We start from the raw sequence: 12,435 nt of genomic DNA on the forward strand, positions 1-12,435 counted from the left end.
CCATGACCGCCATCGTGCCCATCCAGCCGGGAACGCTCAGCCTCGCCGCCATGCATCTGCGCGGCGGCGGCCTCGTGGCGATGCCCACAGAGACGGTCTACGGCCTCGCCTGCAATGCCGCCAATCCGGATGCCGTGGTCCGCCTCTATGAGGCCAAGGGCCGCCCGCGCTTCAACCCGCTGATCGCGCATGTCGCGAACATGGAAATGGCGGAGCAGGAGGCTGTGTTCTCCGATCAGGCCCGCGAGATTGCCGCGAAGTTCTGGCCGGGGCCGCTGACCCTGGTCCTGCCTGTCGCGCCCACCGGTACGGTCAGCGATATCGCCCGCGCCGGGCTGGACACGATTGCCCTGCGCATGCCAGCCCATCCGGGTGCCCGGGCGCTGATCGAGACCTTCGGCAAGCCGCTGGTCGCGCCGTCTGCCAACCGCTCCGGCCATGTCAGCCCCACGACGGCGCAGCATGTGAAGGAAGACCTGGACGGGAAGGTCGACCTGATCCTCGACGGCGGCCCCTGTGATCGCGGAATCGAGTCGACCATTGTCAGCTTCGTGGGCGAGCGCCCTGTCCTGCTCCGCGCCGGCGCGCTGGAAACGCCTGCCCTTGAGGCCGCCCTCGGCGCGCCGCTCATCGCGCGCGAGGAAGCAGACGGAATCTCCGCCCCCGGACAACTCAAGAGCCACTACGCCCCGAATGCCCGCATCCGCCTGAATGCCGAGGCGCCAGAGCCGGGCGAGGGGTGGCTCGCCTTTGGTGAGACGCCCTACCCGGGTCTTAATCTTTCGGAGACGGGCAATTTGCGTGAAGCTGCGAAGAACCTCTTCGCCGCCCTGCGCACGCTCGATACGCAACATGACCGCATTGCCGTCGCCCGCATCCCGGACGAAGGCCTCGGCGAGGCCATCAACGACCGCCTCGCCCGCGCGGCGCACCGGGACTAGGAGCAAGCCATGCACCCTGCCCGCCGGTTTCACGTCACAGACCCTGCCGTGCTGCGTCAGCGCGTTCTGGATCATCCCTTCGCGGTGATCAGCGCGGTGAGCGATGGCCAGCCTGTCGCGGCGCACGCCCCTGTTCTTCCCTCCGGGGGAGGGGGGCCCCTGTCGCTGCGCTTCCACTTTTCGGTCGCCAATCCGGTGACCAAGGCCCTGTTGGCTGGCAGCCCGGCACTGGCCGTGTTCACCGGCCCGCACGCCTATGTCTCGCCGGACTGGTACGGCATCGACGACCAGGTGCCGACCTGGAACTATATCTCCGTCGAGGCGGCCGGGCCGGTCACCCGGCTGGACGATGCCGCGATGCGCCAGCTGATCGACGACCTCTCCGACCATTTCGAAAGCGGCCTCGCCCCGAAGCCCATCTGGAAAACGGCCAAGATGACGCCCGCGCGGCTGGAGGCGCTGTATCGCGGCCTCGTCGCGTTCGAGCTGCGCCCGGAACGGTTCGAGGGCATCGCCAAACTGAACCAGGACAAACCCGCCAGCGCACGCGCCGGGGTCATCGACGCACTGGATGCGACGGAAAACGGTGTCGCGCTCGCCGCAGAAATGCGTAAAATGGATTCATGACCCAGACACTGCCCCCAGACTTCCTCGCCGCCCTGAAAGACCTGCTCGGCCCACAGGGCTGGTCCGAAGATCCGGACGTCTTGTCCGAACACGCGCAGGCATGGCGCGGCTTCATCAAGGGTGACACACCCATCGTGGCCAAGCCGGCCAGTACGGAAGAGGCCGCCGCGCTGGTAAAACTGTGCAGCCAGCACAGCGTCGCGATCTGCCCGCAGGGTGGCAATACGGGCCTTGTCGATGCGGGTGTGCCGCACGGCGAGATCTGCGTCTCCATGCGCCGCATGAACAAGGTGCGCAGCGTGGACGTGTTCAACAATTCCATGGTGGTGGAGGCGGGCGCCCCGCTGGTGACCGCCCAAGCCGCCGCCGAAGAGGTGAACCGCCTGTTCCCGCTGTCGCTCGGCTCCGAAGGCACCGCCACGATTGGCGGCCTGATCTCTACCAATGCGGGCGGCGTCAATGTGCTGCGCTATGGCATGATGCGCGACCTCTTGCTGGGCATGGAAGTGGTGCTGCCGTCCGGCGAAATCTGGGATGGCCTGTCGGGCCTGCGCAAGAACAATACCGGCTATGACCTGAAGCACCTGTTCGCAGGCGCCGAAGGCACGCTCGGCCTCGTGACCGCCGCGACGCTCAAACTGTTCCCCAAAGTGCAACGTGCCACGGCCTGGGTGACGGTGGAGACCACGCAGGAGGTGATCGCACTGCTGGCGCATGTCCGCGAAATGGCGGGCGACACGGTGACGAGCTTCGAGATGATCCCGGCCAATGCGGTCGAGATGGTGGTGGCCGACATTGAAGGCACGCGCGATCCGCTGCCGTCGAACCTTGGCTGGCGCGTGCTGATGGAAGTGTCCTTCTCGGACGAAGCCATGGCGCGCAAGACGCTGGAGACGGCGCTCGAAGCCGCCTTCGAGAAAGGCCTGATCCAGGACGCGGCCATCGCCGAAAGCCTTGCCCAGGCGAAAGCCATGTGGATGGTGCGCGAGACGATCCCGCTGTCCAAACGCGCCTATGGCAACTCACTGAACCAGGACATCTCCGTGCCGGTCAGCAAGATCCCGGCCTTCATGGAAACCTGCAATGCCCGCATCGTGGACAAGCTGCCGACCGCAGACTTCGTCATCTTCGGCCATGTCGGCGACGGCAATCTGCATTACTCCGTCATCGAACCACCTGAGAAGACAGGCCTGCGCGAGCATTTCGACGCGCTGACGCGGATCATCTACGACACGGTGATGGAGTTCGACGGCTCGATCTCTGCCGAGCATGGCGTCGGCCGGCTGAAACGCGACGAGCTGGCGAATTTGCGCCCGCAGGCCGCCACGGACACGATGCGCGCCATCAAGACGGCGCTGGACCCCAAAGGCATCATGAACCCGAACCGCGTCGTCAGCGTCTGAGGCGCAGCAGCTTTCCGTCCAGGTCGGCCAGGCGCGGCACGCCCAACAGGCCGAGGCCACGCTCCACATCGTCCTTCAGGATCTGGATGGCCCGGCTGACGCCCGCTTCACCGCCGGCCGCGAGCCCGTAGAGATAGGCCCGCCCGATGGCCACGCTGGTCGCCCCGCGGGCAATCAGCTTCAGCGCATGACTGCCCCGGCGCACACCGCCATCGGCGATCAGTTCGATCTTCGGATTGATCGCGTCGCGGACTTCCGGGATGAGGTCGATCACCGGCACAGACGTGTCGATCTGGCGCCCGCCATGATTGGACAGCCACACAGCGCTGGCGCCATGGTCCACGGCGCGCACGGCATCGTCGACCGTCGCAATCCCTTTCACCGCGAACGGGCCGCCCCATTCACTGGCCATCCATTCGGCGTCTTTCCAGGTCATGGTGCGGTCGAACAAATTGTTGATCGTGCCCATCACGTCGCCGCCGCCTGCCTGCTGCGCGAAGTTTGCCGGGCCAATCTTCGAGCCCGTCAAAACGTCCCAGAGATAGCCGGGCTTTGCCAGCGCCTGCGTCGCCGTCTTCGAATTCACTCTCGGCGGGATGGAGAAGCCATTGCGCGGATCGCGCTCGCGGTAACCGGCGACCGCCGCATCGACCGTCAGCACACAGCCCACAAACCCTGCCGCTTTCGCACGGGCGAGAAACTCCCGCACGATGCCGCGATCCTTCCAGACATAGATCTGGATGATCTTCGGCACATCGGGCGCAGCGGCGGCGATGTCTTCCAGGGTCTGGCTGGCCAGCGTGGAGGCGGAATAGGCGATGCCGGCCTTCTGCGCCGCACGGGCAACGGCGAGTTCCCCTTGCCTCGGATGGAACAGCCGCGACGCCGCGGTCGGCGAGATGAAGAACGGCATCGGATTCTTCTGGCCGAACAGCGTGGTCGACGGGTCCAGCTTCGTGACATCGACCAGCGAGTTCCATTGCCATTCATACTCGGCATACCGATCAACAGACCGGCGCAGCGTGAGCTCGTCTTCCGCCCCGCCGTCGATATAGTCAAACACCATGCGCGGCAGGCGCCGCTGCGCCAATTTGCGCAGATCGTCGATATTGATTGCGGTTGCAACGCTGGCCACGGCGGGTTCCCCTTTGCCTCATCTATTGTTTTTATTTTACGGCCCACCTGAACAGGAATAGGCTTGCCGGTAACAGGTAAGCTAAGGGGGGCGCTATGCGCAAGCTTCTGCCAATCGCAATATCCGCACTTGTTCTCGGTCTCGCCGCGTGTACGCCATCCGCAGGTCCGGCTGGTGCGCCGGACAATCCGGCCGCCGACCCCGCTGCCGATGTCCCGGCCGCGGCCCCCGACGAGGCGGGCGTCCGGATGGTCCCGATCTCCACGCCGAAAGGCAACTTCAAGGTCTGGACCAAACAGGTGGGCGACAATCCGCGCATCAAGGTGCTGCTACTGCATGGCGGCCCCGGCGCTACATATGAGCTCTTCAAGCCCTTCGAGGACTATTTTTCACCCGCCGGGATCGAGTTCTTCTACTACGACCAGCTCGATTCCTGGCTGTCCGACCAGCCAAACGATCCGGACCTGTGGACCATCGAAGCCGCCGTCAGCGAGGTCGACCAGGTCCGCGAAGCCCTCGGCCTCGACGCAGACAATTTCTATCTCTACGGCCAGTCATGGGGCGGTATGCTCGGCATGGAATATGCGCTCGCGCATCAGGACCATCTCAAGGGCCTGATCATCTCAAACATGATGGCCAGCATTCCGGCCTATAACGACTATTCGAAGAATGTGCTGCAGCCGCAGATGGACCCGGACGTCCTGAAGGAGATCCTTGACTTTGAGGCTGCCGGAGACTTCCACAATCCACGCTACATGGAATTGCTGATGAACTCCTATTATACCCAGCACATCCTGCGGCGCCCGGTGGAGGAATGGCCCCCCGAAGTGCTTGGCTCGTTCGACCACATGAATGGCGAAAAATATCTGGCCATGCAGGGGCCCAGCGAAATGGGCGCCGGCGGATCGCTCGTCGATTGGGACAGGCTGGCAGACCTGCACAGGATCACCGTGCCGACCCTCATCACCGGTGGGCAGGAAGACACGATGGACCCTGCCTTCATGGCGAAGATGGCGGAAGAGATTCCGAACGCGGAGCTGAACATCTGCCCGGATGCAGGCCACCTCACCCAGTATGACAATCCGGATTGCTATTTCACGGGGATGATCGACTTCATCGAGTCCGTGGACGAGGGAGAAACCGAATGAAGCAACGTACCCTGACCAGGCTCATTCTCGTTGGCGGGCTCCTCGGCGGCCTCGCCGCCTGCGGCCCGGACGATCCCGGCCCGATTGCGGGAGGGCCATGCAGCTATGAGACTTCCGTCATCGAAGGCACGGTCACGGAGGTCGACGAAGACGGCGCCCTGTTCATGGGGGAAGAGGGGGAGTTCTGGGTGCCGGGCTCTTATCTTGGCAAGCTGCCGGACGTGGGTGACACGCTGACCCTCCAGCGCGAACGCATCACCGAAGGCACCTGCACACCGGAAATCTATTCCGTGATGGATGCCCCCGGCGACTAACAGCGCCAACAACCGGAAGCGGCACCGGATTTGCAGTCTCCGCGTGCAATGAGGAGACTGCAATGAAACCACCCATGAGCGTCGAGGCCCTATCCGAATTCGGCCGCATCCGGCTGTCCGACAGCTTCTTCATGCGGGATATGCTGTTCTCCGACATCGCGGCCATTCACGGCCTGTCGAACGTGCCCGACGATCCGGATCTCGCCATCGCCGCCGGCACGAAGCTGTGCACCGAACTGCTTGAGCCGCTTCAGGATGTGTTCGGCCGCATCGCCATCCGTTCCGCCTACCGGTCGTCGGAGGTCAACGGCTTCGGCAACCAGATGCAACGCGAGAACAAGAAGGGCTACAATTGCGGCTCCAATGAAAGCAACCACGCCGCCCATATCTGGGACCGGCGCGATGCCGACGGGAACATGGGCGCGACGGCCTGCATCATCGTTCCGGCCTTCTATGATGCGTTTCACGAGGAAGGCGACTGGCAGAAACTGGCCTGGTGGATCCACGATCACCTGCCTTATTCGAAACTCTACTTCTTCCCGAAATACTGGGCCTTCAATATCCAGTGGCGTGAAAACCCGGAACGCAAGATCAACAGCTACACCAAGCCCACGGGCCAGCTGACAGCGCCGGGAAAGCCGAATTTCGAAGGTTCCCACGAAGCTGAATGGGCCCCGCTGAAGGACGTGTTCCCGAAAGCCTGACTGAAGTCAGCCTGACAGCGCGTCCGCGATCTCCCGGTGGGAGGCGAACACACCATGTGCTCCGGCCTCGGTGAGCCGCCCGGCCAGCCCGGCATCGGCATGGCCGCCGCCGGTGAAGCCCCAGGCCGTCATGCCCGCCGCCCGCGCGGCCTTCACCCCGTTCACGCTGTCCTCGATGACGACGCAGGTGTCCGGGCGCGCGCCGATCCGGTCTGCCGCCAGCAGGAACAGGTCCGGCGCGGGCTTCCCGTTTGCAACGAGGTCTGACGAAAAGACATGCGGCGCGAAGGTCTCGTGCAGGCCGGTCAGTTCCAGCTTGCGGACCAGCTTGTCAGCTTCAGAAGATGACGCGACCGCCTGCAGGCCAGGGAATGCGGCGACGGCATCCAGCACGCCATCAATCGCCTTCAGCTCTGCCTCGAACCGCTTCCAGTGATTGGCGTGCAGCGCTGTGCGGAAATCCTCCGGCAGCGTCAGTCCGGCGGCCTGCGCATCGGCGGCGATGGCATTGTGGAAGTCCCGGTTATGCAGGCCGACAAAGCGCTGGACGAAGGCCTCGAACGCATAGTCCAGCCCCCAGCCAGCGAGGATTTCCCGCTCGCACTGGATGGCGATCACTTCGGAATCGACCAGCACACCATCGCAGTCGAAAATCAGAGCGTCGAATTTTGTCATGTCTCAGCGGCGCCCGAACAGTTTTTCAATGTCGGCAAGCTTCAGTTCCACATAGGTCGGGCGGCCATGATTGCACTGGCCGGAATGGGGCGTCGCCTCCATCTGGCGCAGCAGCGCATTCATTTCCTCGCCATTGAGGCGCCGGCCCGAGCGGACGGACCCGCGGCACGCCATGTTGCCCATGACCTCCTCGAACCGTTCCTTCAGGACGAGGCCCGCATCGTATTCGGCAAAGTCGTCCGCGAGGTCGCGGATCAGGCCTGCGGCGTCCATCTCCCCGAACAGGGCGGGGGTGGCGCGCACGCAGACAGCGCCCGAACCGAAGGCTTCGATCTCCAGCCCCAGTTCGGCCAGCTCTTCGGCGCGTTCCACCACGCGGGCGGCCTCGTCTTCCGTCAGCTCCACGACATCCGGGATGAGCAGCGCCTGCCGCTTCACACCGCCCGCCGCCATCTGGCGCTTCATGTCCTCATAGACGAGACGCTCATGCGCGGCGTGCTGGTCAACGATGACGATGCCATCCTGTGTCTGGGCGATGACATAGGTTTCGTGCAGCTGGGCCCGGGCGACGCCGAGCGGGAAGTCTTCCGTGGCCTGCGTTTCCGGCTCGACGCGGGCGCTGGGCGCGACGTCACGTTCGTAGGTGTCTGGCGCATAAGGCTCGGCGGACTCGGCCCATCCGCCGGGCGGCGGCGCAGGCTCAAAGCTGGACGGCGCCCGGACAGGTGAAATGCTGGTGGGGTTGTAGGCGGGCCGTGACGCGAACAGCGCCCCGGTCGGCGCACCTTCCGGGCGCACCTTGCCCAGCGCATAGCCCGCCACCGTGGTGGACGCCCTGTGCCCGGCATCCGCCAGAGAATGCCGCAAGGCGCCAATCATCAGGCCACGTACATTCCCGGCATCGCGGAAGCGGACTTCCGTCTTTGCCGGGTGGACGTTCACGTCCACATATTCGGGGTCCAGTTCCACAAACAGGGCCGCCAGCGGATGGCGATCCCGCGCCAGGAAATCCTGATAGGCGGCGCGGATCACGCCGTTCAGCATCCGGTCTTTCACCGGGCGCCCGTTGACGAACAGGAATTGCATCTGCGCATTGCCGCGGTTCAGCGTCGGCAGACCGGCGAACCCTGTCAGCGTCACGCCTTCGCGTTCCGCCTCGATGGCCACGGCATTGTCGCGGAAGTCCCGCCCCATGATGGCACCGAGACGGGCCAGGCGCCCGGCTTCACCCTCGGCCTCCGCTGCATAGCGCAGCACGTTGCGGCCATTGTTCTCCAGGCTGAATGAGACATGCGGATTGGCCATGGCGAGGCGCTTGACCACGTCGGTCACGGCCATGCTTTCGGAGCGTTCGCCTTTCATGAATTTCAGGCGCGCGGGCGTCGCGTGGAACAGGTCGCGCACTTCGATCCGTGTGCCGGTTTCGCCCCGGCCAGTGAAGGCCGCGGGCCGGGGGCCTTCAATCCGCCCGGCCTCGATGAAGATATCGGCGGCCTCTTCACCGGCGGCGCGCGAGGTGATGGTCATGCGGCTGACCGAGGCGATGGAGGGTAGCGCCTCACCGCGAAAGCCCATCGTGTGGATGTTCAGCAGGTCCACCCGGCCATCCTGTCCGGCCGAGAGTTTCGAGGTTGCGTGCCGGTCCAGCGCGAGCAGCAGATCGTCCGCGCTCATGCCGCAGCCATCATCCTCGATCGTCATTCGTTTCAGGCCGCCCGCCTCGATCGCGATGTCGATCCGCGTGGCCCCGGCGTCCAGCGCATTCTCGGCGAGTTCCTTCACCGCTGCCGCCGGACGTTCAACCACTTCACCTGCCGCGATCCGGTTCACGACATCGGGGGGCAGTTTGCGGATCTGGGGACGGGGACGCACGGAATCAGCCATGCTTCAATCTTACCCTGCCGGGCCGGTTTTGTCCCCCGGCGCGCGGCAGGACTCCGCCCTGCCCATCCCTGCGGCAATAAGCCAAAAACTGTGTAAAATCAGTGCGGTGCGATGGATTTTCACTTCCGGGCTTCGCCTGAAACAGGCTCGCCCGACCGCCTTAACATGCTGTTTTAAAAGTCTTTTTTGCCTAACTCACGTCCCTGTCGAGCGGGTTTGCATTGTCGGGCAAGACGGATCAGTATGCATTCGAAATCACAGTCCGAGGCCTTGATTCTATGCGACTTTCTCTCGTTTCCGCTTCTCTTATCGTTCTTGCTGGCATGACCGCAGCCTGCGGTGGCTCCGGCGACAGTTCCGCCCCCGCAGCGCCTGCTGCGGAAACACCGGCCGCAACGCCGGCACCGGAAGCGGCAGCTCCGGCGGTGGAGACACCCGCCGAGCCGTCGGCCGTGCCAACTGCTGCCCCGGCCGACGCCGACACCAGCGAAGGCTCGCCCGAGTTTGCGAGCCTGCCTGCACCGTACAACACGGCCGACTATGCGCGCGGCCGCCGGACGTTCAAACTCTGCCAGTCCTGCCACACGACGGCGGAAGGCGCCGGCGCGCTGGTGGGTCCGAACCTCTACGGCCTGTTCGGGCGCGAAGCTGGTACGTCCGAGGGCTTCCAATATTCTGACGCCCTGAAGGAAGCCGACTTCATCTGGACGCCTGACAAGGTCGATCACTGGCTGGAGAACCCGCAGACCTTCCTGAAAGGCAACCGGATGACCTTTGCCGGTGTCCGCCGTCCTGACGACCGGACCGCAGTCATCGCCTACCTGATGACCCAGACGGGTTACACGGGCGAATAAGCCCTGAAGGTTAGCGGCGCACAGTCACGGCGAGCAGGATTGCCTGCTCGTCGAACTCGCCGCCGAATTCCTCGCGGTAGCCGACCGATACGTCCGCAGCAGGGAAGTGGTAGCCGATCTGGGTCTCGGTCTTGATCGAATTTGCGGACTGGCGCCCGTATTCCAGCCACACCTGCTCTGTCGTGAAGAAGTTGCCGCCAAGGTCGCTGCCGTATCCGAACTCAAAGCGCTGGCGGTCACATCCGCCTTCCTGGTGAATCCAGGCCGCGTCAGCGAAGAGGTAATAATTGCGGGTCTTGTAGACGCCGCTGCGTCCGGCGGAGACCCGCGCTTCGCCGCCGGCCCCCTGGCACCCGAACACGCCGGCCAGTGTCGTGCCGTGCAGGACGGCAGCTTCGGCGCCGATGGCCCAGCCCTTGCTGTTTGACCAGAGCTGGCGCCGTGCGGAGAGGCGATAGGCATCGCGATCCTGCGTGCCGCCATCATAGCGCACGCTTTCCGCCTTGCCGGTCACCATCCAGCCGCCGCCCAGACCATACTCGCCATAAAGATCCCCGCGGCGTCCATCTTCGCCATCCAGCCTTTCGGCGGAGAGATTGACGCGCGCATAGATATCCCCTTGCCGCTGCGCCCATGGGCCGGCCTCTGCCGAACCGGCGACGGCCAAAGCCGCCAAACATATTCCCCTCAATCCCCGCATGACTTTCGGCTAGCAGGGATTGAGGGGAGCGACCAGCAGACTCTCCTGGGGGTTGACGCGCTACAGATCCCAGGACGCGTTCTGCAGGACGATGCGGTATCCGTCCGGGTCTTCAAAGGTCACGCCCTTGTCGTCCCAATAGGAATTGAAGGCGGGAACGGGCAGGAAACCGGCCGCGCGCAGGCGGCGGTAGACCGCGTCGAACCGGTTTCGCTGTGGCAGGTAAAAGACGAGCAAATTGTCTTCGGTCGGCGCGCGCCCTGCGATGTGCCCATGTGCCACCGTGAATTCGAGGTGGTATGGCGCGTTCGGATGCCCCAGCATCACGCCGTCGAAGTTTCCGTGGCCACCGAACTCGTAGAGCACCCTGAACCCGAGACCATCGCGATAGAATGGCAGGAGGGCATCAAGGTTGTCCGTAGGCCGCGCAATGCGGATTCGCGCCTGTTCCAGTGTCATGGCGAGGTCTCCCTGTTCGTCTCAGGGCCGCCTTGTGGGACCTCAACCAAGGTTTAGGTCAAGCAGGAAAACTGCATTCCCAAAAACAAAAACCCCCGCACGAGGCGGGGGCTTTCTCCCAGGGTATTTACCGAACCGCTTCTTAGAGGCGGAAACGGATCTGGTCAGACCAGAAGCGCTCAAGGCGCGTGATGGTCTTGTTCAGCTGCGAGAGGTCGTCCGGACGCACGCTGGCTGTCGGCTCAAGCGCATTGGCCTGCTTCTCGAAGAGTTTCGCGACACGGGCGCGGACTTTCAGGCCGCGCTCAGTCAGGCGCAGCGTGACTGTGCGCTTGTCATCTTCAGAGCGGGTCTGGATCAGATAACCGCCTTCCTGCAGCTTCTTGACGTTGTAGGACAGGCTGGTGCCGGCAAAAGCACCCCGGGCACGCAGGACCGAAGCCGGAGCCTCACCCTCGCCGATCTCGTAGATCAGCAGCGCCTGGACGCCTGTCAGCGAGCGTTCGCCGCCACGTTCAAGATCGTCTTTGACAACATCGTGAAGACGACGGTGCGCTTGTTCAAGAAGAGAGAGAGACTTCAGGAAAGACTCACCCAGGCTCAGTTCTGCAGTTTCCTGCAATTCAGCAATCATCATTTCAACCACCACTCAACTTTTGTTGTAGTTTGAACAGAACTACACGTGCTATCCTAATAAACTGATAAGCATGTTGGTATTGAGCAAGTCGTTAGTTAATATTCGGCCGTTTTGATTAACCGTTACTTTTACGAAACAATTTTACTTCTGATTCACGAAATCCGCCCGCGCCCGCCCGGCACGGGTTCCGTCCGGCACATCGGCCGAACTTCCGGACAGGATCAGGCAAACGCCGTTGCGGCGGGATCGTATTTGGGGCTTGGCCCGTGCACATTGGACTCCGGACGGGAGTCGATCAGCATAAAGACAAAGATCACAAGCCAGCCGATATAGGGCACAAAGGTGATCAGATAGAGCCAGCCTGAAAGATCCTGGTCATGTAGTCGCCGGACCGTCACAGCAATCGACGGGATGATCTGATAGAGGAACCAGAGCAGTGTGAGCCAGGGCGCAAAGTCGTCGCCGCCATAAAGAATGACGCTGAGAACAACGTCCAGCATGAACGCCACGATATAGGTCAACACGTTGAAAAGCGTGTAACCCCAGTACTCCTGGCGCCGGGCCCGCCCAGTAAAGCGGAAATAGTTCTTCGTGATGCTGCGAATGAAATAGGTCCACACGCCGTCGCCCGGCACGGCTGGCGGCTTGCTGCCATAGACCGGTGAGGCGGCCTGCGCCTGAGGCTGGGAAAGCGGTGCCTGCACCGCCGCAGCGGGCGCTGAGACCGCGGAGGGGGCAGGCTCTGGGGCTGTGGCCTGCGGCGCGGGCCCGAGGGAATAGATATCCCGCGCCTCGTCGCCAAGGCCCATGAAGTCCACTTTCTGGCCGGGCGCCAGCGAACTGCCGCCCCGCACCTGCGCCTGTTCATAAGTGTAGCGAACGCCATCATCCCCGAGAATAAGTCCCGGCCCGTCTGAACCATCCGCCTTCAGGACCTGCCCGCGCATGCGCTAC

Annotated in this window: 14 protein-coding genes; 7 read left to right on the forward strand and 7 right to left on the reverse strand. The window is 63.6% G+C overall.

The genetic code is table 11. The features are described from left to right. The first annotated feature begins 2 nt into the window (after positions 1 to 2). The 3 genes from HAD_RS15005 to HAD_RS15015 are packed head-to-tail and all read left to right on the forward strand — an operon-like array spanning position 3 to position 2,971. On the forward strand, positions 3 to 941 hold the full coding sequence (locus tag HAD_RS15005; RefSeq protein WP_035573170.1) for an L-threonylcarbamoyladenylate synthase: 939 nt from the start codon (positions 3 to 5) through the stop codon (positions 939 to 941). 9 nt (positions 942 to 950) lie between these two features. Continuing rightward, the gene (locus HAD_RS15010; RefSeq protein WP_051596357.1) at positions 951 to 1,568 is read left to right on the forward strand and encodes an FMN-binding negative transcriptional regulator; all 618 of its coding nucleotides are present in this window, start codon (positions 951 to 953) and stop codon (positions 1,566 to 1,568) included. Continuing rightward, positions 1,565 to 2,971: an FAD-binding oxidoreductase gene (locus tag HAD_RS15015; RefSeq protein ID WP_035573171.1), complete on the forward strand. Its 1,407-nt coding sequence runs from the start codon at positions 1,565 to 1,567 to the stop codon at positions 2,969 to 2,971. The genes HAD_RS15010 and HAD_RS15015 overlap by 4 nt, the downstream gene beginning before the upstream one ends. Here the strand turns inward: HAD_RS15015 and HAD_RS15020 are convergent. Continuing rightward, positions 2,961 to 4,106: an alpha-hydroxy acid oxidase gene (locus HAD_RS15020; RefSeq protein ID WP_035573172.1), complete on the reverse strand. Its 1,146-nt coding sequence runs from the start codon at positions 4,104 to 4,106 to the stop codon at positions 2,961 to 2,963. The genes HAD_RS15015 and HAD_RS15020 overlap by 11 nt on opposite strands. A 95-nt stretch (positions 4,107 to 4,201) precedes the next feature. On the opposite strand from HAD_RS15020, the gene HAD_RS15025 reads away from it, so the two are divergent. The 3 genes from HAD_RS15025 (at position 4,202) to HAD_RS15035 (ending at position 6,272) form a co-directional block, all read left to right on the forward strand. Beyond that, on the forward strand, positions 4,202 to 5,254 hold the full coding sequence (locus HAD_RS15025) for a proline iminopeptidase-family hydrolase (protein ID WP_035573173.1): 1,053 nt from the start codon (positions 4,202 to 4,204) through the stop codon (positions 5,252 to 5,254). Continuing rightward, on the forward strand, positions 5,251 to 5,568 hold the full coding sequence (locus HAD_RS15030) for a hypothetical protein (RefSeq protein ID WP_035573174.1): 318 nt from the start codon (positions 5,251 to 5,253) through the stop codon (positions 5,566 to 5,568). The genes HAD_RS15025 and HAD_RS15030 overlap by 4 nt, the downstream gene beginning before the upstream one ends. Before the next feature lie 62 nt (positions 5,569 to 5,630). After that, a complete protein-coding gene (locus tag HAD_RS15035; protein ID WP_035573175.1) occupies positions 5,631 to 6,272 on the forward strand; it encodes a hypothetical protein in 642 nt (213 codons plus the stop codon). 6 nt (positions 6,273 to 6,278) lie between these two features. Here HAD_RS15035 and HAD_RS15040 read toward each other — a convergent pair whose 3' ends face one another. Next, complete coding sequence (locus tag HAD_RS15040; RefSeq protein ID WP_035573176.1) at positions 6,279 to 6,947, reverse strand: HAD family hydrolase; 669 nt, start codon at positions 6,945 to 6,947, stop codon at positions 6,279 to 6,281. 3 nt (positions 6,948 to 6,950) lie between these two features. Beyond that, positions 6,951 to 8,831: a DNA mismatch repair endonuclease MutL gene (gene mutL / locus HAD_RS15045; protein WP_035573177.1), complete on the reverse strand. Its 1,881-nt coding sequence runs from the start codon at positions 8,829 to 8,831 to the stop codon at positions 6,951 to 6,953. Between the two features lie 278 nt (positions 8,832 to 9,109). On the opposite strand from mutL, the gene HAD_RS15050 reads away from it, so the two are divergent. Further along, positions 9,110 to 9,685 (forward strand): c-type cytochrome, encoded by a 576-nt coding sequence (locus tag HAD_RS15050; protein ID WP_035573693.1) that lies wholly within the window; start codon positions 9,110 to 9,112, stop codon positions 9,683 to 9,685. A gap of 10 nt (positions 9,686 to 9,695) precedes the next feature. Here the strand turns inward: HAD_RS15050 and HAD_RS15055 are convergent, their stop codons facing one another. The 4 genes from HAD_RS15055 to HAD_RS18190 form a co-directional block, all read right to left on the reverse strand. Then, positions 9,696 to 10,361 carry a hypothetical protein gene (locus tag HAD_RS15055; protein ID WP_035573178.1) on the reverse strand — a complete coding sequence of 222 codons (666 nt, stop codon included), beginning with the start codon at positions 10,359 to 10,361 and terminating at the stop codon, positions 9,696 to 9,698. An 84-nt stretch (positions 10,362 to 10,445) separates the two neighbouring features. After that, positions 10,446 to 10,844 carry a VOC family protein gene (locus tag HAD_RS15060; RefSeq protein WP_035573180.1) on the reverse strand — a complete coding sequence of 133 codons (399 nt, stop codon included), beginning with the start codon at positions 10,842 to 10,844 and terminating at the stop codon, positions 10,446 to 10,448. 142 nt (positions 10,845 to 10,986) lie between these two features. Next, positions 10,987 to 11,481, reverse strand: a complete 495-nt coding sequence (locus HAD_RS15065) for a MarR family winged helix-turn-helix transcriptional regulator (protein WP_035573695.1) — start codon at positions 11,479 to 11,481, stop codon at positions 10,987 to 10,989. 221 nt (positions 11,482 to 11,702) lie between these two features. Next, positions 11,703 to 12,428 carry a DUF805 domain-containing protein gene (locus tag HAD_RS18190; protein WP_051596359.1) on the reverse strand — a complete coding sequence of 242 codons (726 nt, stop codon included), beginning with the start codon at positions 12,426 to 12,428 and terminating at the stop codon, positions 11,703 to 11,705. Positions 12,429 to 12,435 lie beyond the last annotated feature (7 nt).

It is taken from the genome of Hyphomonas adhaerens MHS-3 (assembly GCF_000685235.1).
Lineage (GTDB): Bacteria > Pseudomonadota > Alphaproteobacteria > Caulobacterales > Hyphomonadaceae > Hyphomonas > Hyphomonas adhaerens.